Here is a 26,142-nt window from a genome sequence, read left to right on the forward strand (position 1 = left end):
GTGGACGATCTCCATCACGTCGGTTTCGGTTTTCAACGGCCCGCTGCGGAACGGTGAATCCTTTGCCACGGCCTCGTTCTTGAAGAGTGCGCATCAAACCCGGGACGGTTCACTGAATAACCTTTACGTGCGGAGGCGGCCGGCAACAGACGCGGACCTACACTTCTCTCGGGAAAAGCCAGCCCGTGAACGGGCCATCGAACATGGCTAGGCCGACTTCTGCGGCCGTCATGACCATGTCACAGAAATCCGTCTCAGCGACCCGGGTTCCTCCAACGCGCGTCGACATCCAAACCTGCTTGGAGTCTCCCGCACGAACGAAGCCCGGGAAATCCTTCTCGATCCTGCTGACTTGCCGATCTTCGGGCCTGATCTTAATGTGCATCGGACGCGGTTGTTCGAGGGGTGCAATCGCCGCATGGATCTGAACACTTACGCCGCCAGGCCTAGGCATCAGGTAAATGGTGACGACCTTCTGCGCCACTGCTGTGGGCGTGTGGCCAGACTCTAGTGGTACCTCCCACCGCGTCATACCGTTCGCCTCTGGAACGGCACGACCGTTGAGGAATTGACCGCGCATGGAGAAGTCTTGCCTGGCGGCATCGAACTTATAAAAGACGACATCGATCCAAGGCTGCTGCCCCGATCGGAATCGAATCCGGACGTCACCATCGTCGTCATAGCTCCAGGTCATGCCAGCATGGTCGAGCGCTGGGCCGATCTCGAGTAGGGATGTTGCGCGAGTCAGATCCATGCCTTGTTTCTCTCCAATGCCGAAATAGGGTGTGGGGCGTCCAATATGCCCTACCGGCACAGGGGCTCTTTTGAAAAAATATATCGGAGCACTCCATATTGATGATCAGCTATTACGCTCTTAACTAAACTTTAACGCGATGGCAAATATCTGTCGGATTGGCTTTGGCCCCAAGAGCGAAACCATCTATGAAGAATGCACGAGCCGGCGTACAGAACGCGGAGTAGACGATCGGGATCACCGGACTACCACGCGGAGAAACGACAGTATTGCCAATAGCCTATGCCTTATGGGCAAACTAACGGGGGACGATATGACCGCGTCACCGCATTGCAAGCCTTGGGGTAATGACCACACAAGCGATGTCGAGGAGGAATCCTGCTACACGAGTCTAGTGATCTACAACGACGGCAGGCAGGAGCGGGTTAGTCCCGCTCCGGGAACCACGTCGGCTTTTTATGCAAAACGGAATGAACCGTCCCGGGAATCGTGCCCCTGTTTGTTGGCGGGGTCGTCGGGTAACGGCCCGGTGTAGATCATAATATGTCTGCTCATATTCCTCTGGCGTCTGGTGATCCAGGGCGGAATGCAGGCGTTCTTTGTTGTACCAGTGGACCCACTCGAAGACGATCTCCATCACGTCGGTTTCGGTTTTCAACGGCCCGCTGCGGAACGGTGAATCCTTTGCCACGGCCTCGTTCTTGAAGAGCCCCATCACGGTCTCGGCGACTGCATTGTCATAGGCGTCACCGACGCTGCCAATGGACGGTTGCAGACCCTCCAGGGCCAGGGTGTCGGTGTAGCGGATCGAGCTGTCCTGGCTGCCGGCGTCGGAGTGGTGAATTAGTCCTGCCGGTGCCGGGCGGCCGGTGTGCTGGCGCCGCCTCAGGGCCATCCTCGGGCAATGTTCGACGAACGCGGTGTCCTTGACGGTTGAGGTTTCCCAGCCAACGATCGCCCGGGAGTAGAGGTCGATGACCAGGGCGACGTAGACGAATCCGGAGTAGACCGGGACGTAGGTGAAATCAGTCACCCAGATCCGGTTCGGGGCCGGGGCGGTGAAGTCCCTGTTCAGCAGGTCCCCGGCGGGGCGGCCGTCCTTGCCCGGGATGGTGGTGCGAGTCTTGCGTCCTCTGATACGGCCGTTCATTCCCTCTTCGCGCATGAGCCGGTCCACGGCGTGTTCGGAGGCTTCCGGGAAGCCGTTACGGCGCAGCCACTGCGTCATTTTCCGCCGCCCGTAGATGATCTCGGGCCGGGGCGTCCCTTCGCGTCGGGGACTTGCAAGGCCCGGAGCGCATTCGTGATGCGGGCGTCTTCGATGGTGCGCAGGGCTGGCAGGCGTTTCTTCCACGCCCGGTAGGTTCGTGCGGCGACCTGCACGCCCTGCTCCCGCAGGACGGCGCAGATCGACTCGACGCATAACCTTCAGCGCGCATTTCGTCGATGAATCGACAGATCAGCGGCGGCGAGGGTCGAGCTCCCTCGCGAAGAAAATCGAAGCCTGTTTGAGGATCTCGTTGGACTCTTTCAAGTCCCTCACCTCAGCCCGGAGCCGTTTGATCTCCTCCAGCGCCTCACTGCTGGGCCCGGTCTTCTCACCGGCATCGATCTGGGCCTGGACAACCCAGCGGCGGCGCAACGATTCTGGACCGACCCCGAGCTTCGGTGCCAGTGCCTTGCAAGCACCGTAAACAGACGGGTATCTGGACAACCGATCCATGGTCATGCGCACTGCACGGTCACGGACTTCGGGCGGGAACTGCTTGGGCACAATCACTATCTTTCTCACAGAAGAGAGCGGCATCAAACCCGGGACGGTTCATATTGACGAACCGTTTCAGGGTGTCACGCCGTCACTGTTGATTTGTAGTAACAAGACAAGAGACCCTCGAACGAGGTGGGGGCTGCTGGCTCTGTTTGCAGTCAACGAGTCGCAGCATTTGCTCTCTCGACTCTTCTCGTGAGCACGGAACGGAACAGTATCATCAACGACATCGCCGAAGTGATCACACAGCTACTGATGCCCGCGCGCCTCTACACCCGTGAGGAAGTGCTCGAGCGGCCATCCCCGGTACTCAAGGTGCCCGGCATTTACGCCTGGTACTTCGATGAACTGCCACCCGGTGTGGATGTCCGTGGCTGCCACACCATCCCCGAAGGCGTGCTGCTCTATGTCGGCATCGCCCCGAAGGAGCCGCCGCGAAACGGCACGCGGCCGAGCACGCAGACGCTTTGGCACCGGATCCGCTACCACTACCGCGGCAACGCCGAGGGCTCCACGTTGCGGCTGACGCTGGGATGCCACCTGGCAAGCACTTTAAACATCGCCCTCCGCAGGGTCGGCAGCGGAACCCGACTGACCTTCACTGCCGATGGCGAACGACAGATCACCGAGTGGATGAGCCGGCACGCCCGCGTGACTTGGGCTCAAACAGATCTCCCGTGGCTCCCGGAAGCACAGGCGATCAAGCAGCTGAGCCTGCCGCTCAACCTGCAGGGCAACAGCCGCCATCCCTACTATGCGACGCTCAAGGCCCTCCGCGCCGAGCATAAGGCAATAGCACGAGCGCTTCCCATCGTGTGATAACCGTCCCCATGTATCCCATGAACAGTGTTTCCATCGTGCAAGCCGAGGACTGCGACCAGAATGCAAACGAGGACAGGCCCCCAACCTCACAAACTTCCAACTAGTCGAACACCCGGACGATGCATTGTGGACACAGAAACCGCAAATGGACGCCTTCAACAGCAACCACTTCTTCCAACTACCTCTTCGCCTCACAGTCCGGCCCGGCTTTCATTATCATCAAAGGATGCTGTTCCTAACGGCCCCGCACGTCCAGTGCGGGGCCGTTTCAGCGTCGAGCATACTTCAGAGCCCGTGGCTGTGATTCCCTTGAAACCGCGCTGCCGCCGCGAATAGCCAGCCGAAATGACAACAAGCAGGCTGTCCCATTTGGCTTCCAGATCATCAAGCTGGACTCCGATGGCGGAGTTATCGAGATTGCCGCCAGTCCAGCGACGCTTCAGAAGATCCAGGACACCGTCGAACCGGTATCCTCGTAGCCAGCCCGCCACAAGATCCGGTCAAGCACCTTGCCTGGGCCGGGAGTCGGTGGTTCATTTCAGTCATGCAAGTCGCGCAGAAAGATCCTCAGGCAAGGAAGTCTGCTGCCTCCACAGAGGAAGCCCGACGAAAGCTCACACGCATCGAGTTCTGGTCACTGCCGTTCTTGATCATCTTCGGGGTGTGGAATGTTATCCCAAACATCTCCTTGCCTTGGCTGATCGTAAAAAATGGGCGTCCAGACCATATTCGTCATCGTTCTCGGAACGGCTGCGATCCGGTTCTCGCTCTGGCAGCGCGACGAATACTGGCGGGAACGCGGGAGGGATCCGAAGCACCCGGAGCGGTTTCCGAAGGGCCCGTCGGGCGGGACAAAGGACCAAAGGCAGCTGCGCAGGTACTCGTCCACGTCGGCCCAGACTTCTTCGTCAGGCCTTTTGGGTTGGTAGTAGCTGGTCATTTCGTCCCAGAGGTATCTGGCCGCCGGACGCGTCGGATGAGGATGCGCACGATCCGGAGTACGAAGTAGAGGATCAGTAGTCCCGATATGACCGCCACGACGTTTGCAGCCGATGACCCGATAATTGGTCCGCTTGCGCAGTAGCTCTCTCCCTGTCCTGGCGCGTAGTCGACGCAATGGCCGACCTGCATGACGGACCAGGGCAAGAGGAAAACTACGACGGCCAAAATACCAATCATCCAAGGCCAAAGCTGGGTCCAGGGCCATGACGGCTTTCCCCGAGTTCTCATCGCCGGAACTGAGATATGGGTTTGTTGTGGTCTTCACCAGCATGCTTCCGCCCCTCGTCGGCCTGGAGGATGGCGTCACGGACGGCGGCGCGGATGACGCCGTAGAGGACGTAGAAGAAGACCGCCGCGAAGACCACGAGCAGGACCGGGTTGTCCAGGGCCATCGTCACTGGGTGTCCTCCGGCCAGTACTTCCGGGCACCGGCGGCGGCGTTCCGGAGCTGGGCCCCGTCGAGGACGATACTGCTTTCGGGCATGCCCATGTCGGTCCACTGGGCGACCAGCCGCAGGTCCCCGGCCGGCGGCAGAGGCCACAGCCACACTTCGCCGTTTGCGGACATGTCGTCTTCCCCGCCGTTGCCGCCCCTGGGCCGGTAGTCGAAGACCGGCCCATCAGGTTCCTGGTCCATCGACTTGGGCGCGTACATCGCCAGCGACGAGCTGCTGGCCTTAGTACCGTCGGGCAACTGCACTCCGAGCAGAAGCACAGACTCGGCAGACATCCCGCCGTCGCGCACCTGCGGCGCCGGACGGTGAAACACTGCGTTGAGCTCCGCCCACTTCCGGTCTTCCTGGTCTGTGCGGCGGAGCATCCAGGTCAGGTCAAAGTTGCATCCGGTGGAGTAGACCTTCACGGCCTCAATAGCCAGGACGAAGGTTGGGGATTGGTAGGCGAATCGTCCCACAGGAACGATTGCCGGCAGTTCGTAACGGGGCGGTGCCACCCAGGGAGGTGGTGTGAACTGAGGGGTCCGTGGGCGGGGAGGTGGCGCGGGTATTGAGTAGTCCTGAAAGAAGGTCACGGTCGTCCTCGGGTATCGCTGGCTGCGACCGACCAGCGGAACAGCGGCCTAAGCCGCCCTGGATCCCCCAATCCGTCCTTACACGGCCCAGTCTAACGATGGCGGCGCCGCCATGGCACGGATACCAAACCTGGGAGTGAGTTCATGGAGCCCGCCGGTGCGGTGGAGAAGCGGAGGTCGGGCCTCAGCCGGTCACCCGTACTCCGCCCACGGCCCCCGTTCTGGGCGTGTCTCCGGGGTCGGGCAGGGAGAGGTGTGCGGAAACGTAGCCTTGTTGAAGCGTGATGACCTGGGACATAGTTCCTGGGCAGTCGACTGTGAGCTCGACGGGCCAGAGCGTGACCGTCGGGTGCTCCTGCCGGATGAAGATCGTGGCGCTGGCGGCGCCCACGCAGGCCGCTGTGACCGTGTACTGGCTCGCCGCCGGCACCTTTTCGCGCCCGCCGAAGCCCCTGGCAGGGCCGTCCATTGGACCTTCTTCGAAGAGGAGGACTGGCCCGGGCACGACCTTCAGGAGCGCGTCCAAGTCCTGGTAGTTTCTCGCCTCGCGCTGAAGGACCAGGGGATCAGTGGGCCATGCGGCTGATTCCGTAATCAGTGACCGGTCAGTTGTGGCAGGGCGATTGTCTTGGCCTGTCTGCGTGCCCGCTGGATCCGGGTAGTCATAGGAGCATCCGGCAGCGCCTGGCACCAGCACCAGCAGGCACAGGGGAAAGGTCAGCCTGCGGAGGGTGCCCTTCATGTCCACGCTTCCCATAGTCGCCACACCTGCTGCTCAAAGCAACAGCCCCAAGGACACACCCGCCGTCGTCCGCAAGACTGTCAGCCCCCGGGAGGACCATGAAAGTATGACGACTCCAACGGTGGTGGCAGCGATCCATGAACTGATGGATCTCGCCTGGAATCTTGTCTATGACCTGCTCGAGGAGCGGGGCCTGCTCGGTGACGGGTTGCTCGTCGAGGCGTACACCGGGATCCAATCCTGGGTGGAAGACTTCACCCGCTACACGGTGGTCCATTCCTGGACGGTCGCGGTCCTGTTCGTGGACACCCGGCCCGTGGACGGCATCGCGTTCCACCACGACCTCCTGGGCGCCGACGACCCGAGGGTCTTCTTCACGATTCCGGGGTAAGGAAGGCCGGCGCTTCACTTCGTATTGGCTGTTCTTGCCCTTCCGAAGCGGAACAAATCGTCACTGGTTATGGGTGGCCCGCGGTCAGAGCCGTTGGCTTGAAACCCTTGGTGATCAACCAGACGCCCAGTGACAGTTCGAACACGGCGACGGGCAGTGCGGCCAGAACGGCGATCGGGGACACCTGGGGGTAGGCGCCAAAGAAGACTGCGATGTCGGAGGCAAGGAGCAGCGGTGCGCCGACGAATGCGACCATCGGGAGGATACGGGGCACGAGCGCCGAGCGGAACAGCACGTAGCCGAGCAGAAGGTCGCAGGCCACGGGCATCAAGCTTTGCGATAGAAGGAACGTCCAGTTGTAGGTTGCGACCAAGCCATGGCTCATTGTGACCAGTGAGGCGGAGTCCGTCCCGGCGGTGCCGGCAACGTCGTTCCGCAGGGTCGTGATTGACAGCAGGCTGACGACGCTGACGAATATGAGGCAGGTTTCCACGAGTCGAGCGGCCACGAATCCGAGCGCCGCGGTTTGGCTGACCCGCTTGGCCACCGGATAGAGCACAACGGCGGTGCCGATTCCGGCCAGTCCAACGATGACCTCGGACAAGGCACCCCACTGCACGGCGGCAGTGCTGCCGGCGCCCAAGACGAAAGCGCCGGCGTCATCCTTTACCCCTTTGTAGAGGGCGAGGGTTGGGATGGAGACAAAGGTGAGCACGTACAGGATGCCGGCGGCCAGCGAGATTCGCCTCATTGGATGCATTCCGCGCTGCCCGGTGGGTCCTCGGAGCGGCGGATTGATATTGATGTTGGCCGTCATGACGTACTCCTTTGAAAGCTGACTTACTCCCCGGCTAATCGGGCTGTCGGACGCGGTAGCGACTGCGAATAATGATGGGCGGTCCCCTCCCCGGAGGTGGACTCTTTTATGTCGTCGGCAGTGGTTCCGGCCCGATCATGACGGGGGTGTCTGCGCTGGGTGGTGGTTCGCTGCCGCCCATGTCGAGCCGCAGCGGGGGATATTGGTCGGTCATCAGCGCTGCATAGGCGGTGACACGGAACACCCAGCGGTTCATGCCCATGAGGAGGTCGAACAAGCCGCGGGGGTAGCGGTCAGCGAAGAGCAGGACGAGACCGGCGATGCATACCAGCAGGCCGATCAGGCCGCTGCCGTAGGCCCAGGCGTTGCCGTCACGCACCTGGTTGTAGCTGCCGAAGGCGGCTCCGGTGAACACTCCGATGATTAGGTAGTGAGGGAGTGCGAGCAGCCACCATTTCACCAGTACGAGTCCGCGTGAAAGCGACTGAGGGTAGTCAACGGACAGTCGTGCCGGGTAGTCGGGATCGTCGGCCAGTGTGAACGGCGGATAGTGATCGGTTGCCAGTGCACTGTAGGAGTAGAAGCTGACCCGCCACGTCCAGCGCAGCACGCCGACGTTAAAGTCAAAAATTGCCCGCGGATAGCGGCCGGTGAACAAGATCGCGAAGAACGACACCACCGACAGCACCAGGAAGGCGATCCATAGGAAGAATAAGACAATAACGTGAGGGATGATCAGCAGCCATTTGACCAGCCACAGCCAACGGCTCAGGTGCGGAGATCGCGCTCCGTCGAGAGCGAGCGGGTACGAAGTTTGTTGTGACATGAGAAGTCCTTCCTTGAGCTGTAAGCACGCGCTCCGACAGGGCGTCGTTCATTCAGCGGCGGGCGGGGTCTCTCCAGTTCGGCCAGGTCCGCGACGTCGTCGGCCGTGGGCATTCTTGCGCCGATACCGGTCACGGTATCGCTGTTCCCCGAGACAGGTCAATAGGGACATGTCCCTAATGACAGCTACCATAGGGGGATGGCTGAATGGGGCTTTCTAACTAATCACCTGCATGCGCTTTACTGCGTCGCACGCCACCCGGGCATCCGGATCCGTGAGATCGCCGAAAGCGTGGGGGTCCAGGAGCGCGCGGCGCACCGACTCGTGGCGGATTTGGTCGAGGGTGGTTACCTGACCCGCCGCCGGGTCGGGAGTCGCAACTTCTACGAGCTACATCCGAATCAGCCACTCCGCCGGGAAGGTCTGGACGAGGTCGCGGTCGGCGAGATTCTCGACGTCCTCCTTCGAAGAGGTGAAGAAGTCGGCGTCCCCGCGCTGCCCACAATACATCCCAACGAGGGGAAGGTGGCAGAGTCCGGTTAAGGGCAAGACGAGCCCGCCGACTTCGCCATTCACCCGGCAACGCCGTGGTTCGGCGGCAGTCCTGTTCGTGTACACCCGGCCGGCGGGTGCAGTTGTCTTCCACCACGACCTGCTAGGCGCAGACGACCCAAAGATTTTCTTTACTCTCCCCGGTGGATAGGGGCAAGCTGGACGAGGCCTTGCTGATTGGCTCTTCTTCTGGTGCTTCGCGGAGCCCATGATTAGCTTTACGGCCCTATGCGCTGGCCAGCAGAAGACGGCTGGGCAATTCCAGAAGAGAACATCATATGATCCGGAAACTGCTTTGCAGATGGGGGGTGGCCATCGTTGGCTGGCCCAAATGTATGACGGTGAGTACCGCCGTCAATGTAATTGCGGGAAGAAGTATCCGAGTAATGCCCGGTGGTCGGGGAGGCTCTCCAGCCGCGACCACCCCCAATATCCCCATAGCCGCGACTACTACTAGGCGGGGGATCGCAGTATTTCCTGGGATCATCGGCTCGTCCAATCGGAGCTCGTCATGTTCGCAGACTTAATGTGCAAGCTCAACATCCATCACCAGTGGCACAAAGAACACTCCGATGATGGAGACCTGTTCAGACGCTGCCTTCATTGCGGCAAGGATGGAGACGATGGGGACGGTGCCTCAGACAACTGGGCCCTAAGGCGCTGGTGGTAGGTCTCTGCAGCGGAACGCTGAGCAGGCCGGGTTGCTTAGGACGTGATCGCTTATCTAACGATTGGCCATTCCCTCGTGTCAAATAGAAGCGCTCATGGAAATTTGGATCGGAGACGGCCTTGATCCAGGCACTGCTGTCCAGGCCTGAACAAACGGCATGAGTGGCACGTCGAACACGCCGAGGACGGCAGCCTGTACGGGCGCCTTCTCCGCTGCGGCAAAAACGATGATGAACGCACCAGAGTGCAGCTTTGGTGCTTGGTCAGGCCGGTGAAACTGGGTACTGCAGTTCAGGTAGTTCAGGTCACGCCCGCCGTCGGCGGTAGAGAATATCCACTGCTCCAAAACAAGCAAAGAGAAGCCCCCAATTCCTGCAGGCCTATGCTGGCCCTCCACTCTTGCGGCCCACCAGCACCACCGACACTCGCTCCCCGAATGCCTTAACCGTGGCGGCGTGCCGCGCTCCAGCCAGTCATCCGGACAGCCAGGCCCTTCTCTGCGGTGGGCTCGTCCCCGTTCTGGGCGGGAATGGCGACCGTGTGTCGATGGTGGAGCCAATGAACAGCAAGTCCCTGACACTCATGGTGATTTGGACCGGTCCGACAGGGGCCGAGCCTGCTCCGGCGTCCATGCACACCTCCTAAGAGCCTGTGACCGATCCGACGAGGACGTTGTCGTGAATCTTGCGCCAGCACCCTTCGTGAGGGCCGTTCAGGACCCATTCGGGACACTTGCCTTATCAAGGTCGGAAGACGTCCATACACAAGCGGACCGTTCAACTCCGAGTACGCGAGTTCGCCGCTGCAGATCAGCTCTTATCCTGGAGTTGCGACATGCGAAAGACGCGCCAAACTAGGACTACAGGTGAGCATGATGGCAAAGTCATCACCGTTGCCTCACCCCGAACCCCTGCAGCGAATTCCATTCAAGGAGGGCCCGCTCAAACTTGTGTGCCCGAATTCTCTTGAATTTCAGGCTGTGCCTACACCGCAAACTTCCAAATCAACTGGCCACGATTGCGTGCTTACAAAGTACGTGTTTGGCAAGAACTGGCCGTTCCTTGTTGAAAGTCTCATCCACGTGGATCTGCAACTCACAAGTTTTTCTTCTTCACAGCTGTGCCTGCCGTCATCTCACACGTCGAATGACCCGATGCGGCCTCTGCCGCGAAGAGCTTCTAGGTCTTCGTGGGTAGCAGGTGCGCTTGGGCACTCGACGTCCATGGGCAACCTTGTCCGCATCCGGGCCTTCGGGCGCATCGGTAAACGACTTACCGTGGCAGGTTCGACAATCCAAGACAGTTCCGAGGAGGTGTGCTGGTCTCAGGGACCGTAACCAATCCTTTCAATCCAGTCGGCTCCGTTCCGCGCACCGTTCTGGCCGCGGAGGCGTTCGCCCGTTCGTGCGGTCGCAGCGACGATGGCGGGGTCGGTGAGGATATCGTTGATGGTTTTGCCGATAGTTTCTGGAAGCGCGTTTGCGGAAAGGGTGCGGCCCAGCCGATTGCGTTCGATGACGTTGGCTATGAGTGGTTGGTCGGATGAGGGGTCCAGTGGCAGCACCAGAAGTGGGATGCTGTGAGCGAGGGCTTTGAGGGTAGTGGAATGTCCGCCGTGGCCGATGACAAGGTCGACGTGGGGCATGACCTGCTCGTGGGGAATTCGCCCCTGGAGCTCCACATTGGCCGGCAGGGGCTGCTCGATTCGTATTGGCACTCCTCCGGTGGTCACTATGGCCCGCACTGCTGATGTGCCCTTTGTTAGTTGCCCCAGCGCGATGATGATCCTCCGGTATACGTCCTCTTGGTTTTTCTGCCAGACGGTGCTGAGGCTGACAAGGATGAGCGGCGGGTTTTCGGGTGCGCGGGGGGCGGGGGGACTTGCGTGCTCAGTTGTGCCGATCCAGTCGAACGCGATCCGGCACCTTCCTTGCCCGGCCGGATCTATCTCGCGGTCGGTGGGCAGGAGCCGCGCAGCACACCGCTCAAGAAGAGCCAATGGACTAAGGCCAAACGGCCGCAGCGTCCCGTTCAGGGCTGGGTTGCCCATGCCCTGCTCCCAGAACTTCCCGAGAGAATGAAACAGCACGGCGGACGGGGTACCTGTGCTGAGGGCTTCGCGGAGCGAAGTGAGCATGACGCCGTCAACAACGATCACGTCGGCGCGTTGCCTGGCAAGCAAAGAGCGGACATCCCGGGCAGTTCCTCGCCCCAGTGCCATCCGCACCAGCGCAGGCCGGTGTCCGAACCTCCCTGTAGGCCTGGTGACGTCCATTTGTGCCAGGGCGGGCAACTGCACCATCGTCACGCCTGTGGGGGCTGAGCTCTGGGCGCGCGGGCGGACGCCGGCGATGGTCACGCGATGGCGACGCAGTGCCAGCTCTCCGGCGATCGCGAAGGTTGGCGGGAGGTTTCCCCCAATGTCGCCGCTGAGGAACACTACGTCGAGCGGCGGGCGCTTCCCTGGCTGTCCCATCACGACGGGATCGGCAGCACCGGATATACGCGGCCGCCCCCGGGAATGCTCGCGGCCGAGGGCATGCCAACGAGCCCGGCGTGCGGCTCGTCTGTGAAGGTCATGACGACGGCGGCCCCCCACGCTGGGCGGATTCTTCCGTCGTTGGCCTCTTCGATCTCAGCGCCCGGTGGCCGCGGCGCTCCACTGGAGGGTTGTCCGCGATCCGCGCTCTCGGGCTCATGAACCCATTATGGCCGCGTCCTGTCCGGGCTGACCAGAAACTTCTTCCTCTTCACCAGGATCTGCCGCAACATAACTGCCAGCCCCCGCCGGGCGTAGAAATTGCCACAGTTCTTCGAGAGCGGCATGCAATCGGCCAAACGGATCTCCGGGCTCGACAGCTCGAACAAGGAGTCGGCGCCCATGCAGGATCGCCTATTGGATCAGCTGGTCACTTGTCGGACGTGAACACGATCGAGTCGAAGACGGCGCGTGCCTCTCTCGTCAGCTCCGGATTGATGGGTGGGCGGTATTGGGCCACCCAGATCACGGCGCGCTGGCCGTTCAGGTCGACCACTCGGTAGGTTTCGTGTTCATTCTGAGTCGAGTACCAGCGTGAGCATTGGTATGCGGATGATGCGTGGATGCAGAGCTTGTCGCCATCGCAGGCTGTGATGTCCACGTCGCCCTCAACTGAGTGGTCGAACTCGAAGCCGGAATAGTCGCCCACCATGACCTTGACGGCGGGGGTACTCACCGTGGACTTCTGCGCCGCCATGGCGTCAACGAAGGACATAGGCGACGGATCGACCTTGACGAGGGCGCCCACCCACTCGCAGGCGTCCGTCGACACATAGTCGGCGGGCCACCAAGCCACGTAGACGGCCCCTTCACCTGGATGATCCGGGTCGTTCTTGCCCAGGACTTCGCCGCTTTCACTGGACCAGCCGTCCGGGACAGTGATCTCGAATGGCGCCGTGTAGCCAGTGGCGAGCACGAGGTATGTGCCGGCGTCAATGTCGCCGTTCTCCGGCAGCAGTGGGACCGTGCCGGTGTCGGCATCCTCCGGGAGGGGTGAAACCGTGCGAGCCTCCGTAGTCGGAAAACTGGCGGAAGGGAGGGAGACGTTATCGGGCTCATACTGGCACCCGCTGAGAAATCCAATCAGTGCGATAGCCACTAGGGGCAAGAGATGGCGCGACCGCTGACCGGCCTTTTCGAGGGGTGTCATGGAGCTCATCGATCCACAAAGCCGCTACAGGGTAATGTGAGGCCCGCAGCCGGTGGCCTCGCGGGCGGCCCCTGATGGGATGCCGTCGCCTCAAGTCTCCTCGGGCATAGGGCCCGTGACAATGGAGAGTTGTACGGAGATCACGCTCAGCGCACAATTCGGGGGAGAAGTCCGAGGTGGCCAAGCTCTGGGACGACGCCGACGAACCCGAACGGCGCGAATCCTTGGAAGACCTGGTCGAACGGCTTGGGGCAGCGTTGAGGTAACTGCCGGTACCGTCCGTGACGCGCGAGGGCCATTATTGAATTGCCAGATACGCGGACGGGAGAAGGCCATGTTGAAGGCCCTGTTGTGCAAGCTGAATATCAGCCATAAATGGCATGTCGAACACGCCGAAGACGGCAGCCTGTACAGGCGCTGTCTCCACTGTGGAAAGGACGACGATGAGCGCCAGAGGGGAGGCGGGGAGTTCAGTGGCTGGGCAGGGCCAGTCGGAGGAGGCGGGATCTAGGCCGCCGGCCTCCTGGATGGCATACCTGTGCTCCTATGTCGGCTTGTCACTGTCCTGCGCAGCAGGTGACACCCTTTGTCGAGGGTTGCGTCAACAAACAGCCAGTCCCGGACCGCACCCAGCCGCTGACGAACAGATGATTTGTCATCTGGCTGGCATGCAGAGGCGGTCCAAGGCCTCGTTGAGGGTGGACTCCATCCGGCCGTTCATGAAACTGCGCTTCTCCTCACTGGCTGGGTCCTCGAGTCCGGTCGGCAGCGGTGGCACGGTCACGGTCATCGTTGCCTGGTATCGCCCATCTGCGCTGCTGACGGCTGTCGTTTGATGGCCCCAGAGCGAGCCTAAGCCCTCGTGCCTCGACTCCTTCGAGCACCCGTCCGAATGCTCCCATATTCCCAGTCCGTAGGGGGCGAAGCCGGGGCTGGTCTTCATTTCCCGCAGCGACGCCGACGAGATCGCCCGACCGGTGAAGAGGGCGGCCATAAAGAGATTCACGTCTTCGACAGTGGACGTCGCCCCTCCAGCCGGGTTGCCCGCCCAAGCAGTGTTGTCTGTGACGTCGACCCGCTCACCTCGGATGGTGGCGTAGCCGTGCAGAAGTCCGGGTGCGGTGAGGTCTACGGGTTTCAGGCTCGTGTTCTTCAGTCCGAGTGGTTCAAAGACCTCCTCCTGCATGACCTGGTTGAACGGCGTGTGCCGCAGTTCCTCTATTAGGAGGCCGAGGGCGAGGTAATTCGTATTCGAGTACTTGAAAGATCCCACGCTGGCTGCTGGCCAGGGGAGAGTCCCCGCCAACTTCAATCCGCTTTCCATCGTGAGCTTCTGAGAGAGCGCATGTCGGAAGTCAACATCTTGTGGCCCAGCCTCGTTGACCTCGGGCATGCCGGACGTATGGCTGAGCAGTTGCCTGACGGTGATCGGCGCTGGGGGCTTAAGAGCGGACGTGAATCCAGGTATCACATCATTGACGGGATCGTCGAGACCGATGAGGTGATCCTCCACGAGCTTCAACACCGCCACTGCTGTCATCGTTTTGGTGACGCTGGCGATCTGTGTCCGGTCAGTAGGCTGCGCCGGCGTTCTGGTTTCAAGATCCCTCACGCCGTAGGCCTTCGACCACTCGCCACCGGGCCAGCGGATTTGAACAACGGCGGCCACCGCGCCCTCATTTAAAAACAGCTGGACCTGATTTTCCAGGGAAACGAAGGGGCTCGGTGAGCTTGATGACGGTGCGGGCTCATCAGTGGAATTGGTACAGCCAGACACAAGGAGGACGAATGCTAGGGTCGCCCGCCTCCAGATGGGATTCTTTGTGCTCATTACCGCATCCGCTCGGGACGAAATGACAGACTTGGCCGCCTGCGGCACCACATCCGGCCAGACCTGCGGCGGCACCGCCGTCCCAGCACCTCAATCCTACGACTGGCCCTCGTAGTCGGGAACGACCTCGACTCATTTCATGAGCGGGGCAGTGGCTGTTCGCGCCACGCTGCGTCCGTTCGTGCCGCCATACGGGGAGTACCTCATCCAGCTGCTTCTCCGTCGCCAGCAAGAGCCAAGTCCTTCGATCTGATGTTCTTAGAACAGCGGCCAAGGCACCGCGGGCATCCCACCCCTTGGAGTCGGGAACCGCCCTGCCAACCGCAACCGGGCGCAGCGCGCGGCGAGCGACGCAATTTCTTCGGCACTGACCAGGTCCGCCAGGTTTCGCCCCAGCTCACCGTCCAGCCCTGCGCTGACACGGTCGATGCCCTCAAGTTCCTCGGCCGTCAGCCCGTCGCCCAGCCACCCCCACAGCACCGTGCGCAGCTTGTGGTCACGGTGAAAGGTGAGCCCATGGTCCACGCCGTGCCGGTGTCCGTCCGGCATGGCAAGGATGTGATCGCCTTTGCGGTCAGCGTTGTTGACGACGACGTCAAACACCGCCATGCGTCGTAGCTCCGGCGTGTCCTCATGGATGAGGGCGACCATCCGCCCCGTCTCATCCTGCCCCTCGAGGACCTGTTTCCACCCGATCTCCGGAATGTCATCCGCGGCTACGAGGTCCACCGCGTTCTGGTCGGGATCAGCCTGCTGCCACAGCTGCACCATTCCTTCGCCCAGGGGACCATCCCGGAGCCAGGTGCGTGGCACCACGTTCCAGCCCAGGACCTCAGAAACCAGGTAGGCGGCCACCTCCCGGTGGGCAAGGAAGCCCTCGGGGAAATCCCACAGCGGTTTCTCGCCGGCTATCGGCTTATAAACGACCGTGGTGTCGCCGATGGTCCCCACGAAGGTGGCATTCGACGCCGTCGTAATGCGACCGGTGAGCGTCAGCTCGCCAGTCAGCAGGTCGGGTGCCGGCATCAAACCTCAGGCAGGGTGCAGACGTGTCCGTCGGGGTCCACTGGATAACCGCAGAGCGGGCACGCGGGACGTCCGGCTCCCACCACCTCACGGGTCCGCTTGGCGAACGCGCGGGCCGTGCCAACCGGCATCCGCACCAGCAACATTTCGGCCACCTCAGCGCCGTTTCCATCAACCGCGTCGTCGTCATCGTCAGCATCGGCATCGCTGAGCGGGTATGCCTCGATGACCACCTGCGCCGTCGTCGGGTCCCAGCCCAAGGTCATGGCGCCGGTTCGAAACTGTTCCTCGACCGCCTCGAGCGGGTCATTGTCCACGAGTTCGATGGGCGTACCCGTGGGAATGCTGAAGGGGTTACCCTCGAGGGCGATGAGCTGATCGAGGATTTCGTCAATCTTCCCGGCGAGCTCGGCCGACTGTTGCTTCTCGAGGGCGATGCTCACGATTTGCTTGCCGGTACGGACCTGCAAGTAGAACGTACGTGCCCCTGGGAGGCCGACGGTGCCGATGACAACTCGGTCAGGCCAGGCAAACTCGTGAACGCGTGTGGGCATGTGAGTATTTTAGGCACACGAGGTTCCCTTCGCCGTTTGCCCCGCACCGCCGCCCACCGGCGCATCGGCCGAGTTGATGCCGTTCGACAGCCACGACAGATCCCCCGCGTCCGTGTTTGTCGCATAGACGCTCGGCCGAACAGCACCATAGTGCACGATCGACACGGAGGCCGGGCCCACGTTAATGCGCTGGAACAAGTCGAGGTGCATACCGAACGCGTCGGCGAGGATGGATTTGATGATGTCACCGTGGCTCACTGCCGCCCACACGGCCCCTGGCCCGTACTTGGCTTCGAAGGCTGCATCATGGCGCCGGACTGCCGCTACCGACCGGGCCTGCATCGCCGCCATGGATTCACCGCCGGGAAAAACGACGGCGGACGGCTGCGACTGCACAGCCGCCCAGAGCTCTTCGGCGGCGAGATCGCTAAGCAGGCGGCCCTGCCACTGGCCGTAGTCGCACTCGGTAAGATCGGGTTCGGTCGGCGCAGAAGGGTTGCTGGTCTGGCGATCGAGGATGAGTTGGGCGGTTTGCTGGCAACGCTCGAGGGGGCTCGATACCACTCCGGCCAAGGGCACGGCCGCCAGTCGGTCTCCGGTCAAAACTGCCTGCTCACGCCCGATCTGGTCCAGACTGACGCCGGCCGCCCGGCCAGCCAGCAGCCCAGCGGCGTTGGCTGTGGTGCGGCCGTGCCGCACGAGGATAACTGTTGCCATCCCTACAGCCTAGCCAGCCTCCTCCACTGAATCCCGGCGTCGAACGGGGTGTTTGAAATCCCGGCTACCGGTGCAGGCGCTCACGCCAGTCCGCCGGTACCTTCTCTGCCGGTGCAGGTGATGGCTGCTCCAGCGGTCTGGACTGGGGGTCCGGAAGCCGCGGCCCGCGGAAGAACTTCTTTGTGGTGTGCTCGTAGAACCAGTTCTCGCCGGGTTCAAAGGATCTCATGACGGGGTGTCCGGCGGTGCGGGCATGGATACTGGCATGCTGTGAGGGCGATGAATCGCAGCAGCCGATGTGGCCGCATTCGGCGCAGCGGCGAAGATGCAGCCACCAGCCTGGGCCATCACCGCTCAGGCACTCCAGGCATCCGGTTCCACTGGGCGTGGCGGTGAGGTTGATTCCCTGAACAGGGCGATTCTCCATGAAGGCCTCCATGTCCATCCCTCCGGTTCTGCTGACGTTCATGTCATCCCGTGTGCCACTGATTGGAGCAATTCTGGCACTATCTCCGCGCCCTTGGAATGACGCATCAGGGCGTCAAACACGGGGTCTGATAGGACACTTGCTTCGGTGGCGAAGGACCGTCCCGGAGGGTAAGGAGCACCCTTGTACCCGGTGTCTCAGCGCGAGTATCGTGAGCGCCACCGAACCATTGAACCGGAAAGACGGCGGCCCATGGATGACCCGGTTCCGATCATGCTGATTGCCACCACGGACGCGACCTCCCGGCGCATTCTTGGGGATGAGTTACGTCGACGGTACGGTGCCGACTACGAGGTGTTGGTCTGCGACGGCCACGCGCACGGGCGGGCGGTGCTGGAGGGGCTCCGCCGCTGGAACCGCCAGGTGGCCCTCATCCTCGGGTGCTACGGACCGGCCGACCGCGGAGGACTTGATTTCCTGCGGCGTGCCTATGGGTTTCACCCTGCGGCCAAACGTGCTGTTGTGGTGACATGGGGTGACTTCGCAAGCGCCCCAACTGTCTTCCGCGCCGTGGCACAGGGGTACGCCGAACTGGTGATCATACGTCCCGAACGATTGCGCGACGAGGAATTCCATGGGGCTATTACCGACGCCCTTGACGACTGGCACCTTGCCCAGGGGGTCGGGTTCGAGGCGGTACGGCTTATCGGGGAGGTAGGGGACGAAAGGACACACACCTTGCGTGACTCCTTGAGCCGGAACCACATCCCCGCCGTCTTCCATCCTGTAGGGTCTGCGACCGCGCAACAGACGTTGGAGAGCCTGGACCTGCGCGACCCCGTGCTGCCCGTCATGGTGCTTGAGTTCACCGCTCCACCAATTGTCCTTGAGAACCCCACTGACCTGGAGATCGCCGAAGCGATGGGGGTGACCCGGCCGCCACCGGCGGACAAGATCTTCGACGTGGTGGTGGTTGGAGCCGGTCCCTCCGGCCTCGCGACCGCTGTTTACGCTTCCTCCGAGGGCCTCTCCACGATGGTGATCGAGGGAGAGGCTGTGGGTGGCCAGGCCGGCACCAGCTCGCTCATCCGGAACTACCCTGGCTTCTCCCGCGGTGTGAGCGGGGCCCACCTGGCCTACCGCTCCTTCCACCAGGCCTGGACCCTGGGCACCGATTTCCTGTTCCTGCGCAAAGTGGAGGGGCTCCGCGTGGACGGAACACTGTACGCCGTGTCGATTTCCGATGGCAGCGTGGTGCATTCCCGCACAGTGGTGGTGGCCACCGGCGTGGATTACCGCCGGCTCGGCATACCCCAGTTGGAGGATCTGGTTGGCAGAGGCGTCTTTTACGGGGCCACAGTCTCGGAGGCGCCGTCCATGGCCGGGAAGCATGTTTGTGTTGTGGGCGGCGGTAACTCGGCCGGACAGGCGGTTCTGCACCTGGCCAGGTATGCAAAGAAGGTGACGCTGCTGGTACGCGGGCCTACACTGGCGGCCAGTATGTCGGAGTACCTTATCTCCCAGCTTGAGGCCACGCGGAATGTGGCAATGCGCTTTGGCACCGCCATCGTAGGGGCCCGCGATCATGACGGATTCCTTGCCGCCGTCAAGGTAGCCGCATCCGGAGCGGCCGATGCAGTCCCGGGCGAGGAAATCGAAGCGGGCGGCTTGTTTGTGTTGATCGGTTCGGTGCCACGGACCTCCTGGCTGCCCGCAACTGTGGAGCGGGATCCGGCCGGTTTTCTGCGCACAGGCGGCAGGGATGTCAGTTACGGCGGGTCCGCCAGGGCGGACAGCTCCCCATTGGCGCTGGAAACCAGCATGCCCGGCATCTTCGCGATTGGCGACGTGCGGGCGGGTTCCATCAAGAGAGTGGCTACCGCAGTGGGGGATGGTGCCACTGTGGTTTCGATGCTTCATGCTTACCTGGCCGAACACCCTCTCCCGGCCGCGTCCGCTGCCCCTGGTGGGGCAGCCGCGCGCGAGGAACTGCCCCGGTGATGTCTGCTTCAACTGAAGCTGTACCGTTGATCCCGCCGATGCGGTGGCTGCTCTATGCCGCTGCGTTCCTCGTGTTTCTGGCCGGGCTCGTGCTGTTCGTCTTTCCGCTCCAGACTGATGAATTTTTCGCGTGGACCGTCAATCCGCCCATGACCGCTGTCTTCCTCGGCGCGGCATACTGGTCGAGTGCCGGCCTGGAGGTGACGGGCGCCCGGTCGGCGGGTTGGAATTCAGCGCGGCTGGCAGTCTGGCCCGTGTTCATCTTTACTGCATTAACTTTGGGCGTCACCCTGCTCCATATCGATCGCTTCCACCTATCTTCAAACGCTGCCCCCACTGCCCGGATAGCCACCTGGGCCTGGCTGGCAATTTATGCCCTGGTGCCTGTGGCGATGCTCATCATCAGCCGGATGCAGGTCCGGTCGCGGCGTCCCGATCCAAAGTCCGTGACAGCGGGACCGCCAGTGCTGCCTCCTGCGCTCCGGATGCTCCTGGCGGGAATCGCCGGGGTACTGCTGTTGTATGGCGTGGCGCTCCTGGCAGTCCCCACGCTGGCCGCGCGCTGGTGGCCGTGGACACTGTCCGAACTGACAGGGCGGGCTATCGGCGCGTGGCTGGTCGGTCTGGGGTGGGCGGCAGCGCAGGGTCAGTTCAGCCGTGACCTCAGCACTGTCCGCCCAGTGGCCCTGACCTCCGTTGCGTTCGTTCTTCTTCAGGCGCTTGCACTACTGCGGTACGGCGGCGCCCTGGCATGGCCGAGTGGACCGGCGATCGCCTTCGTAGCCGTCCTACTTGCCATTGGAGTGGCCGGCGGGTGGGCACTCGCGCTTTCGCTTTCGACGACTTCCCGGGGACCGGCTGCTCCCGGTTGATCGGAAGGGTTCCTATGCTTCGCACAGGGCGCCGGGATCTTCCCCGAGCCAGCCTTGATAGGCTCCGGGCATGAAGGGATGGGACCGGGGCTGCCTGTCTGCGCCGCAAGCCGAACTGGTGGCACGGTGGCTGGGGCCGCCGGAACTCATTGAGGACTTGTCGTGGGGGCTGACGGACACGAAGGTCCTCAAGGTCCATGCCGGTGGCCTGGCGAGAATTGTGAAGGCCGCTGGCCGCGAGAATCATCACATCCACCGCGAGATCACGGCCCACGCCTCCTATACCCGCCCGCTCCTGGCTGCCGGCTGCGCACCGCTGATGCTGCACTCAAGTCGGTCCGCAAGGGTTATGGTCCTCGAATATCTCGACGGGGACCTGTTGGAAGGCACTGCAAAGGAATTGGACGGGGGACTGCACCGCCAGGCCGGGCAGCTGTTGAGCATGCTCCACGCAGAGGAACACCGGGTGAACGATCAATATGAAGCCCGGGTCACGCAGAAGGCACTGAGCTGGCTTGACCGCCACCACAGGATTGATCCGAGGCTGGAAAGCGACGCCCGGCGGCACCTGCTGGACTACAGCCCTTCGCCGGTCAGGGTTGTTCCGACCCACGGTGACTGGCACCCGCGAAACTGGATCAGTCATGAAGGGCGGCTCAAAGCGATAGATTTCGGGCGGTTCGACTTCCGGCCGGCCGCGAGCGACTTCTGCCGTCTCTCAATGCAGCAGTGGCAGACGGACCCGGCCCTCGAATCAGTGTTCCTGGACGGGTACGGAAAGGATCCGCGGGCGCATGATCCGTGGCGGATCGAATTGCTGAGGGAAGCAGTCGGCACGGCCGTGTGGGCTTTTCTCGTAGGCGACACAGCCTTCGAAGCCCAGGGCCACCGCATGCTGGGTGAGGCCCTGCAGAACTTCTAGCCAGTAAACTCCCCGGGCTGAATGAACTGACCGAGCCGCCGCCAGGGCTGGATAAAGCGGGGCTACACCACCAGGGAGTACGAAGAGCCCGAGGGCGTGCGCTCCAGTAGTCCAAAGTCGACCAGGTAGCGGCGCAGCAGCACAACGTCGTCGGTATAACTGAGGAGACGCTCGTTGACTTGCCTCTCTGTTAGCTGTTCTCCAGGCGCAATGACCTCACCCGCAATCCTGGCAAGAAGCTCCCGCCGTTCCGCCACGTTTGCCGGGTATCTTTCGATCCGGCCGAGCCGCATGAACCTGTCGAGTCCCGTCCGGGGCTGCCGGCGTGGCTGCTGGTCCAGCAGGTCGCGGAATATGGAGTCCGACGCCACCAAGTCGCCTGACGCCTGCTGCTCCACGAGCCCGGCTTCAAGAAGGCCGGCGATTGCCCGGTTCCGCCGCTGCTCCTTTGCTTCAGGCAGGATGTCGGCAGGCGCAGCCCCGAGCACAATTTGGGCGTAGGCAATCCGGGCATCGCCGTTGCCGAGCGTTCCCAGGACCCGGCGCCAATGGGGGCCGCTCATTCTCCTGCTTTCGGCCACGTCAGTTTTCTCCTCTGCCGCCCAACCAAGCCACTTGTGTCAGTGGGTGATCAAAGATCGTAGCCCCGAAGCTCCTGTTGCCGGAAGCGGTGGCGGTGCCGTGGGCCTCGCATACCCAGGTCTTCAAGGCCACGTATCTGAATCACTTGGCCAGCGCCGAAAAGGCCCGGCCTGAGCAGGTTGCCGTGGTCACGGCCGCTCAACTGTTGCGCTGGTTGCACGGGTTCAACCCGGTGCTCAGCCCGGTGGAGCTTGCCCGAATATCCTCGGTGGCAGTCCAGCCTGGGACGTGGCACCGGCGGCCGGCTCCCCAAGGCGACCAGTTGGCGCTTCAACGGAGGTTTGACGGCCTCCGGATCCTTGTCAACCAGGCACGACGGCGGCGGGCAGCCTGGATGCTCGGAGTTCCGGCCCTGGTCTTCATGACGTTGACGAACCTTGGTGCCGCTGTCCTCCATGCACTGGGCGGGCGCTGAGGCTGCGGCGGGACATGTGGCCCTGTTGCCGTCGTCCGGCTCCGGGAGTCGGATGTCTTGGCCTAGAAGCTGGTCACCAGTTCGCCGAGCACCTCTTCGAGCCTGCTTGGATCTGTGGCGTCATAGTAGTGAGCCCCGCTGGACCTGGCGATTTCCCGGAGAGTGGCGACATCGGCGCCCGGACCGTACGCGAGGGTAAAGACGAGCACCGGCGTCGAGTGGTTCTGGTGACTCAACTGCTCCGAGAGCCCGCCCAGGTCCCCAGGGTGCCGGGTATCGTTCTTGCCGTCACTCAAGAGCACAATCGAGTTGATAAAGCTCTCTTTGTATTCCTTGGCTTGGTCGCTGGCGAACCGGCTCACTGCTTCGAACAGGGGTGTTGCTTCCACAGCCTGCAGCCCGTTGAGTTTGCTGATGAGGTCTTCCTTATTGGACTTCAGCGGGGCTACCGGGGTCACGATGCCCGGTTGCAGGGGACCGTCGCCTTCATGGGAGAAGGCGGCCAACCCGATCTCATCATCGCCGACAAAATGTTCCAGCGCCCTGGCAACGGCATCCTTGGCCCGTTGCAGTTTGGTCAGCCCGGGCTCCTGCACCATCGAGTCCGAGACGTCCAGCAGGAACAAGGCCCTGGCCCGCTTCCGGACCTCGGGGAAGCTGTCCTTGATGGCTGCAAGCGCCTCCGCTTTGGGCAGCGGCAGTGGCTGCAGCGTTTGGGCGTATTGTCCGGTTGATGCCACCCCGGCATCCACCGCCCCCTGCGCCGACCGATAGCCTGAGGCCTTCACAACGTCCTGGCCCTGTTGGGTCGCTGCGAACGCAAGGAAATCCTGGGCCGCCGATCGCAGTTGGCTCCCCACCCAATCTCCCTCGAGAATGACCGCAGGGTTGTCTGCGACGTACACCCCGTCCTGGGGGTAAATTGCTCTCAGCGGCTCCTTCGGCGGAGGCCCGGAGTGCTTGGTTTTGCCGTCTTCGCTGACTACTCCCCGGTTGTAGTCCCACACCGATTTTTCATCAACGATGACGGCGGAGAGGAATTCCGAGACGTTCCCGGCGTCGTCAGCCTGCCTCGTGTGCCACAGGAAGTGCTCCGGGGTGGCCATGTAGTGGCTGGTGCCCAGTTCAACCGCGCGGACTTTATCGATCAGCGACGGCGCGTGCAGGTCCATGCCGTCCACACCACCTGCGCTGCCGCCGGCGGCACCATAGGAAGCAGCAAGGGCCAAGAGGCCCGCCGTTGAGACGAGTGGACTGGCCTTCCCAAACTTGAATTTTCCCCAGTCGCCATGGCCCAGGCGTTCCCAGATATCCTGTTCCCCGGCCATTTTGAAGACTTCGGACCATGACGGGGGTTGTTTGTCCCAGCCCAGGGTGGCAGTCATGGTCTCCGGCATGGCTACAACGATGGCGCTGCGGGCCACGCTGGTTGCCTCCTGCGGGACAGGGCTTCCGCCGTCAGCTGCAGCCGCGATCCGCAACCACGCTGAGGAGTCCGGCAGCCAGATGGACGGCTTGTCTCCGGCGGCCATGCCGGAAAACTTCCCGGCAACCTTGTTGGCGGCCACTCCTGACTCTTCCTGGGTCACTGCCGGAGTCACGCATTTGCCGTCAACGCTCCGAGGCTTCGCTGTGTACCCGGCCGCCAAAGCCCGCACCATGTCGGCGTTCTCCAGTGACGTGAGGATGTTCAAGGAAATGCACGGCGGGTTTCCGGGGACTGATGCCGGGCTGTCCTGCGTCAGGGGTGAGGCCGCCGGGGGAGCACCACCACCATCCCGATTTCCCTCCGGGCCCGCGGGGAAGATCAGCATTCGCAACACGAACCCGCCGCCCAGGATGAGGAGTGCCACGGTGCCCGCCGCAACGATCCAGATCCAGCGTGGATAGCTGACGTCAGCTGCTGCATGTCGGCGGCCCATGCTCGTTTCCTTTGAAATCCGCCGGGTTCCCCCGGTGTGAATGCAAATGATGAAACTGACCCGCGGCGGTCACACCGCAGTTACGCCTTGCCCTGCCCCAACAACTGGATACGCCCTTTGAGGATAACCCCGAAGTACGCGATCTGTGGGTGTCCTCTCAGAAATTTGATCAGCCATGTGGTGTTCCGCATCAGTCAAAGGATTACCGGGGAGACCGCAGGCCTTCCACGGAGTCAGCCGACGACGTCGAGCGCCACAAGGTGCGCGCCCTCACCCTGGGCAAAAACCGCCAGCGCCGTGCCCGCCCGTGAGGGGAACACCAGATCCGTCACGGTGGCCAGGCCGTCCTGCGCGAACACCTCCACGGAGCAGCGGTCCAGGTAGACACGCAGCCCGAGGCGGCCGTCCTGCAGGGGAACCGCCACGGTTTCAATGGATGGGAAAGCGTCATGGAATTTGACGTTCCCCGACTCCCTGCGGTCAAGCCTGAGGATTCCCTCCGCTACGTCATAGCGGATCACGGTGCGTTCGGTATCCGCAGTAGCTAGCAGCAGCCCCACGCTGTCTGCAGTGCCCGGCCGGAACTCAACATCGATCCGTGCCACCTCTGACGCAGCAGGCAGCGGCATAACGCCGGTTGCCAAGGCCTGCGGCCCGAGCTGCAACTGCGCGGGGCCAAGCCCGGAAAACGGGTCGATGGCCTGCTGCCGCAGGGCCGGTTTCCCGTCCACGCGGATGAGCGAAACTTCACGTGGCAGGGACATGGTACTTCGCCAGTCCCCGGTAGGCGTTTCCCTGGCATAGTCCCAGTTGTTCATCCAGCCGATCATGACGCGGCGCCCATCGGGCATGTTGCTGAACGAGACGGCGGCGTAATAGTCCCGTCCCCAGTCCAGCCAGCCGTACTCGCGCATGCGCGAACCGTCGGTCTGGAGGCCCGCCGTGACGGTCGATTCGGACCGGAACGCCACGCCGTCGAACGTTCCCAGGAAGTACTGCCCCGCCGAGCCGCCGGCGATGCCGCCAGGGTTGAGGTTTACGATGAGGACCCACCGGGTGTCCTGCGGGTCTCCGTCGACGGGCAGTTCGAAAAGGTCCGGGCACTCCCAGACTCCGCCGGTGGCGTTGGCGGGCCCGAAAGTGCTCAGGTGTTTCCACGCTTTCAAATCGTCGGACTTGTACAGCACCACCTGCCGCTGCACCGCCTCCACGGCCACCATCACCCAGTAACTGCCTGCGCCGCCGTCGTACCAAAACACCTTGGGGTCCCGGAACTCCGCTGATGCGCGGTCCAGGACGGGGTTGCCGTGGTACTTGGTCCAGGTCAGCCCCTCGTCCAGGCTGTACGCCAGCGATTGTGCCTGCCGGCCGGCCAGCGGGGAGGCACCGGTATAGGCGCTGGTGTAAATCGCCACGAGCGGGGGGTTGGCGGCTGTGCCGAAGCCGCTGGTGTTGAATTCATCGAACACAGCCGATCCGGAAAAGATCGCCTCGTGCTCGTCGCACGGAATCGCCACCGGCTGCTCGTCCCAGTTCAGCAGGTCCTCTGAGGTGGCGTGCCCCCAGGACATGTTGCCCCAGTCAGGGCCGAAGGGATTGTGCTGGTAGAACAGGTGGTAGGTGCCGTTGAGGTACACCAGTCCGTTGGGATCGTTGAGCCAGTTCCGTTCGGCCGTGTAGTGGAAGGCGGGCCGGTAAGGATCGCTGATGGCAGCGGGCGGGGTTCCTGCCGCCGTCGTCAATGTCTTCATG

24 protein-coding genes and 1 pseudogene are annotated in these 26,142 nt (G+C 62.6%); 7 read left to right on the top strand and 18 right to left on the bottom strand.

Going from position 1 to position 26,142, the window contains the following annotated elements; genetic code table 11:
- Nucleotides 1–157 precede the first annotated feature (157 nt).
- Both QFZ60_RS08745 and QFZ60_RS08750 read right to left on the bottom strand, forming a co-directional pair.
- Nucleotides 158–754 carry a hypothetical protein gene (locus QFZ60_RS08745; protein WP_307089795.1) on the bottom strand — a complete coding sequence of 199 codons (597 nt, stop codon included), beginning with the start codon at nucleotides 752–754 and terminating at the stop codon, nucleotides 158–160.
- Between the two features lie 538 nt (nucleotides 755–1,292).
- Nucleotides 1,293–2,528: pseudogene (locus QFZ60_RS08750) on the bottom strand (IS3 family transposase); the annotation flags it as partial.
- A 189-nt stretch (nucleotides 2,529–2,717) separates the two neighbouring features.
- Between QFZ60_RS08750 and QFZ60_RS08755 the strand changes: the two are divergent.
- Entirely contained in the window at nucleotides 2,718–3,341 is a 624-nt protein-coding gene (locus tag QFZ60_RS08755) for a GIY-YIG nuclease family protein (RefSeq protein WP_307089797.1), read from the top strand.
- A 1,229-nt stretch (nucleotides 3,342–4,570) separates the two neighbouring features.
- Here QFZ60_RS08755 and QFZ60_RS08760 read toward each other — a convergent pair.
- The 3 genes from QFZ60_RS08760 to QFZ60_RS08770 all read right to left on the bottom strand — a co-directional run bounded on the left by QFZ60_RS08760 (nucleotide 4,571) and on the right by QFZ60_RS08770 (nucleotide 6,118).
- Complete coding sequence (locus tag QFZ60_RS08760; protein ID WP_307093431.1) at nucleotides 4,571–4,744, bottom strand: hypothetical protein; 174 nt, start codon at nucleotides 4,742–4,744, stop codon at nucleotides 4,571–4,573.
- Nucleotides 4,741–5,298, bottom strand: coding sequence for a hypothetical protein (locus tag QFZ60_RS08765; protein ID WP_307089799.1), 558 nt, complete (start codon nucleotides 5,296–5,298; stop codon nucleotides 4,741–4,743). The genes QFZ60_RS08760 and QFZ60_RS08765 overlap by 4 nt, the downstream gene beginning before the upstream one ends.
- A 262-nt stretch (nucleotides 5,299–5,560) precedes the next feature.
- Complete coding sequence (locus QFZ60_RS08770; RefSeq protein ID WP_307089800.1) at nucleotides 5,561–6,118, bottom strand: hypothetical protein; 558 nt, start codon at nucleotides 6,116–6,118, stop codon at nucleotides 5,561–5,563.
- Between QFZ60_RS08770 and QFZ60_RS08775 the strand changes: the two genes are divergently transcribed.
- On the top strand, nucleotides 6,117–6,509 hold the full coding sequence (locus tag QFZ60_RS08775; RefSeq protein WP_307089801.1) for a hypothetical protein: 393 nt from the start codon (nucleotides 6,117–6,119) through the stop codon (nucleotides 6,507–6,509). The genes QFZ60_RS08770 and QFZ60_RS08775 overlap by 2 nt on opposite strands.
- 67 nt (nucleotides 6,510–6,576) lie before the next feature.
- Here QFZ60_RS08775 and QFZ60_RS08780 read toward each other — a convergent pair whose 3' ends face one another.
- Both QFZ60_RS08780 and QFZ60_RS08785 read right to left on the bottom strand, forming a co-directional pair.
- Nucleotides 6,577–7,326, bottom strand: a complete 750-nt coding sequence (locus QFZ60_RS08780) for a DUF4386 domain-containing protein (RefSeq protein ID WP_307089803.1) — start codon at nucleotides 7,324–7,326, stop codon at nucleotides 6,577–6,579.
- Between the two features lie 106 nt (nucleotides 7,327–7,432).
- Nucleotides 7,433–8,152, bottom strand: coding sequence for a DUF4389 domain-containing protein (locus QFZ60_RS08785; protein ID WP_307089805.1), 720 nt, complete (start codon nucleotides 8,150–8,152; stop codon nucleotides 7,433–7,435).
- A 198-nt stretch (nucleotides 8,153–8,350) separates the two neighbouring features.
- Between QFZ60_RS08785 and QFZ60_RS08790 the strand changes: the two genes are divergently transcribed.
- Nucleotides 8,351–8,695: a helix-turn-helix domain-containing protein gene (locus tag QFZ60_RS08790; RefSeq protein WP_307089807.1), complete on the top strand. Its 345-nt coding sequence runs from the start codon at nucleotides 8,351–8,353 to the stop codon at nucleotides 8,693–8,695.
- Between the two features lie 2,001 nt (nucleotides 8,696–10,696).
- Here QFZ60_RS08790 and QFZ60_RS08795 read toward each other — a convergent pair.
- The 8 genes from QFZ60_RS08795 to QFZ60_RS08830 form a co-directional block, all read right to left on the bottom strand.
- On the bottom strand, nucleotides 10,697–11,848 hold the full coding sequence (locus QFZ60_RS08795; RefSeq protein WP_307089809.1) for a glycosyltransferase: 1,152 nt from the start codon (nucleotides 11,846–11,848) through the stop codon (nucleotides 10,697–10,699).
- 230 nt (nucleotides 11,849–12,078) lie between these two features.
- On the bottom strand, nucleotides 12,079–12,255 hold the full coding sequence (locus tag QFZ60_RS08800) for a hypothetical protein (protein ID WP_307089811.1): 177 nt from the start codon (nucleotides 12,253–12,255) through the stop codon (nucleotides 12,079–12,081).
- A gap of 26 nt (nucleotides 12,256–12,281) precedes the next feature.
- Nucleotides 12,282–13,010, bottom strand: a complete 729-nt coding sequence (locus tag QFZ60_RS08805; RefSeq protein WP_373427670.1) for a hypothetical protein — start codon at nucleotides 13,008–13,010, stop codon at nucleotides 12,282–12,284.
- A gap of 706 nt (nucleotides 13,011–13,716) precedes the next feature.
- On the bottom strand, nucleotides 13,717–14,892 hold the full coding sequence (locus QFZ60_RS08810; protein ID WP_307089815.1) for a serine hydrolase: 1,176 nt from the start codon (nucleotides 14,890–14,892) through the stop codon (nucleotides 13,717–13,719).
- A 258-nt stretch (nucleotides 14,893–15,150) separates the two neighbouring features.
- The gene (locus QFZ60_RS08815; protein ID WP_307089817.1) at nucleotides 15,151–15,918 is read right to left on the bottom strand and encodes an SCO1664 family protein; all 768 of its coding nucleotides are present in this window, start codon (nucleotides 15,916–15,918) and stop codon (nucleotides 15,151–15,153) included.
- A complete protein-coding gene (locus QFZ60_RS08820) occupies nucleotides 15,918–16,472 on the bottom strand; it encodes a DUF3090 domain-containing protein (RefSeq protein ID WP_307089819.1) in 555 nt (184 codons plus the stop codon). The genes QFZ60_RS08815 and QFZ60_RS08820 overlap by 1 nt, the downstream gene beginning before the upstream one ends.
- Before the next feature lie 9 nt (nucleotides 16,473–16,481).
- Nucleotides 16,482–17,189 carry an MSMEG_4193 family putative phosphomutase gene (locus tag QFZ60_RS08825; RefSeq protein WP_307089821.1) on the bottom strand — a complete coding sequence of 236 codons (708 nt, stop codon included), beginning with the start codon at nucleotides 17,187–17,189 and terminating at the stop codon, nucleotides 16,482–16,484.
- 64 nt (nucleotides 17,190–17,253) lie between these two features.
- The gene (locus QFZ60_RS08830; protein WP_307089823.1) at nucleotides 17,254–17,616 is read right to left on the bottom strand and encodes a UBP-type zinc finger domain-containing protein; all 363 of its coding nucleotides are present in this window, start codon (nucleotides 17,614–17,616) and stop codon (nucleotides 17,254–17,256) included.
- A 252-nt stretch (nucleotides 17,617–17,868) separates the two neighbouring features.
- Between QFZ60_RS08830 and QFZ60_RS08835 the strand changes: the two genes are divergently transcribed.
- The 3 genes from QFZ60_RS08835 to QFZ60_RS08845 all read left to right on the top strand — a co-directional run bounded on the left by QFZ60_RS08835 (nucleotide 17,869) and on the right by QFZ60_RS08845 (nucleotide 21,411).
- The gene (locus QFZ60_RS08835; protein ID WP_307089825.1) at nucleotides 17,869–19,617 is read left to right on the top strand and encodes an FAD-dependent oxidoreductase; all 1,749 of its coding nucleotides are present in this window, start codon (nucleotides 17,869–17,871) and stop codon (nucleotides 19,615–19,617) included.
- Nucleotides 19,617–20,489 (top strand): hypothetical protein, encoded by an 873-nt coding sequence (locus QFZ60_RS08840; RefSeq protein ID WP_307089826.1) that lies wholly within the window; start codon nucleotides 19,617–19,619, stop codon nucleotides 20,487–20,489. The genes QFZ60_RS08835 and QFZ60_RS08840 overlap by 1 nt, the downstream gene beginning before the upstream one ends.
- A gap of 70 nt (nucleotides 20,490–20,559) precedes the next feature.
- Nucleotides 20,560–21,411: a phosphotransferase gene (locus QFZ60_RS08845; RefSeq protein WP_307089829.1), complete on the top strand. Its 852-nt coding sequence runs from the start codon at nucleotides 20,560–20,562 to the stop codon at nucleotides 21,409–21,411.
- A 62-nt stretch (nucleotides 21,412–21,473) separates the two neighbouring features.
- On the opposite strand, the gene QFZ60_RS08850 is transcribed toward QFZ60_RS08845, so the two are convergent.
- Nucleotides 21,474–21,974 (bottom strand): DUF2087 domain-containing protein, encoded by a 501-nt coding sequence (locus QFZ60_RS08850; protein WP_307089831.1) that lies wholly within the window; start codon nucleotides 21,972–21,974, stop codon nucleotides 21,474–21,476.
- A 164-nt stretch (nucleotides 21,975–22,138) separates the two neighbouring features.
- On the opposite strand from QFZ60_RS08850, the gene QFZ60_RS08855 reads away from it, so the two are divergent.
- Nucleotides 22,139–22,468 (top strand): hypothetical protein, encoded by a 330-nt coding sequence (locus QFZ60_RS08855; protein WP_307089833.1) that lies wholly within the window; start codon nucleotides 22,139–22,141, stop codon nucleotides 22,466–22,468.
- A 62-nt stretch (nucleotides 22,469–22,530) separates the two neighbouring features.
- Here the strand turns inward: QFZ60_RS08855 and QFZ60_RS08860 are convergent, their stop codons facing one another.
- Nucleotides 22,531–24,390 (bottom strand): substrate-binding domain-containing protein, encoded by a 1,860-nt coding sequence (locus QFZ60_RS08860; protein ID WP_307089835.1) that lies wholly within the window; start codon nucleotides 24,388–24,390, stop codon nucleotides 22,531–22,533.
- A gap of 233 nt (nucleotides 24,391–24,623) precedes the next feature.
- Nucleotides 24,624–26,141 (bottom strand): glycoside hydrolase family 32 protein, encoded by a 1,518-nt coding sequence (locus QFZ60_RS08865; RefSeq protein ID WP_307089837.1) that lies wholly within the window; start codon nucleotides 26,139–26,141, stop codon nucleotides 24,624–24,626.
- Nucleotide 26,142 lies beyond the last annotated feature (1 nt).

It is taken from the genome of Arthrobacter sp. B2I5 (assembly GCF_030816735.1).
Classification (GTDB): domain Bacteria; phylum Actinomycetota; class Actinomycetes; order Actinomycetales; family Micrococcaceae; genus Arthrobacter.